1 protein-coding gene is annotated in these 256 nt (G+C 35.5%); it reads right to left on the bottom strand.

Annotated elements, in window-relative coordinates; genetic code table 11:
* A partial coding sequence (locus ACWA1B_RS23100; protein ID WP_456911002.1) for an NAD(P)-dependent oxidoreductase occupies nucleotides 1–256 on the bottom strand: 256 nt, incomplete at both ends.

The raw sequence follows: 256 nt of genomic DNA, 5'->3' as shown, positions 1-256 counted from the left end.
AATCTAAAGCTTTAACTAAAGCAACTTCGTCGATAACTCCACCACGAGCACAGTTTACGATACCAACTCCGTCTTTCATGATTTCAAGTTCTTTTTCTCCAATGATGTAACCATTTTGAGCAGGAACGTGCAATGTGATGAAATCTGATTCTTTAAATAAAGATTCTAAAGATTGAGAAACGATTTTAGTTGTGATTGACTGTCCGTCGAAAAATTCAACTTTAATATCAACCTCTGGAATAAAGCTATCAGCAGC

It is taken from the genome of Flavobacterium xizangense (assembly GCF_054075145.1).
Note: the sequence above shows the minus strand (reverse complement) of the source record. Positions and strands in the feature narration are given on the sequence as shown.